We start from the raw sequence: 1473 nt of genomic DNA on the forward strand, positions 1-1473 counted from the left end.
TTCCAGGTGATGGGCTGAGGCCCTTTTTGCAAAACCTGGGAGCGACGCGCATGGTGGACGATGCCTGAACGAGCGGATTGGAGGCATGACATGACCATCAGACATATACTCTGCTTTGGCGATTCACTGACCTGGGGCTGGAAGCCTGTGCCGGAGGGAACGCCCACCACGCGATACGCGCGTGATGAGCGCTGGACCGGTGTCATGGCGAAGGCTCTGGGCGACGGATTTCATGTGATCGAGGAGGGGCTGAGCGCCCGGACCACGACGGCACTCGACGCCAACGATCCACGTCTGGACGGATCGGCCTATCTGCCCGCAGCCTTGGCCAGCCATATGCCGCTCGATCTTGTCATCATCATGCTTGGTACGAACGACGCCAAGAACGCCTACAGGCGAACTGCCCATGACATCGCGCAGGGTATGGCTAGATTGGTCGGGCAGGTGGCTGCCAGCACGGGGGGCGTTGGCACCGGCTACAAGGCGCCCGCACTGCTTGTAGTCGCACCGCCCTTGCCGGGCGATATACCGGGCCCATGGCTCAGGGCGCAGTTCGACGGGGCTGTACCCAAGATCGCGGCGCTCGCTACCCAGTATGAGGCGCTTGCGGGGGCAAGGGGCGCCGCGTTCCTCGACGCCGCCCAGCATATCACCACCGATGGCAGCGATGGCGTTCACTTTACGCCTGACAATAACCGCACGCTTGGCGAAGTCCTGGCCGGCAAGGTGAAAGACATCCTGCAAGTCGAATAGGGTGCCACCGGCAGACATAGGCTCGATCACGCGAGGGTGATATTTAAGCCACATAGTGGGCAGGGAAAATTAACTTTCCCCAAACTTTCTTTGCGAATGACTCGCAATATCGCTATCTCTCTGCCGTTTTCTCACGGCAGGACATTTTATGCGCGCTGAATTTACCCGCTCGGGTCTGGCAATGTGTGTTTCCCTCGTGGCGCTGATGTCGGGCAGCGCCCATGCACAGACACAGCAATCCTCCAGCAAAAGCGAGACTGGGATGGTCAGGACGCGCAGTGCCTCGTCCGGGGTGGTTCAGAACGCGGCAGCGTCAGGCCCGACGGGCTCTCACGCTACGTCGTCTGCCCATGAGGTTCCGGCGGCTCCTCACCCGAAGGCTGAGGAGCTTGTGGTGCGTGGTCAGAAAGGCGCAACCATCGCCTCATCAGCGACCAAATCGAGCACACCGCTCATCGAGACGGCGCAATCCGTAACGGTGGTTACCCGCAATGAAATGGACATTCGTGGCGTACTGACGCTCAACCAGGCCGTACGCTATGCGGCAGGCATCACGCCCGATCTGCGTGGTGGGGTTGGTACGCGTTATGACCTGTTCCAGCTGCGTGGGTTCACCATTCCCGAGTTTCTCGACGGGCTGCGCTTGCAGGACAGCCCGACTGGCTACGCGATCGCGCAGATCGATACGTCGCGTCTCGAGCGTCTGGAGATCCTGAAAGG

Annotated in this window: 2 protein-coding genes; both read left to right on the forward strand. The window is 60.8% G+C overall.

What is annotated here, in order from left to right:
• The first annotated feature begins 90 nt into the window (after positions 1-90).
• Positions 91-753, forward strand: a complete 663-nt coding sequence (locus tag P792_RS33415; RefSeq protein ID WP_023979697.1) for an SGNH/GDSL hydrolase family protein — start codon at positions 91-93, stop codon at positions 751-753.
• 205 nt (positions 754-958) lie between these two features.
• Positions 959-1473 (forward strand): TonB-dependent receptor plug domain-containing protein (locus tag P792_RS39245; RefSeq protein ID WP_369794256.1); only part of this gene is annotated, 515 nt, incomplete at its 3' end.

This window comes from Asaia sp. SF2.1 (assembly GCF_000505765.1).
Taxonomy (GTDB): Bacteria; Pseudomonadota; Alphaproteobacteria; order Acetobacterales; family Acetobacteraceae; genus Asaia; species Asaia bogorensis.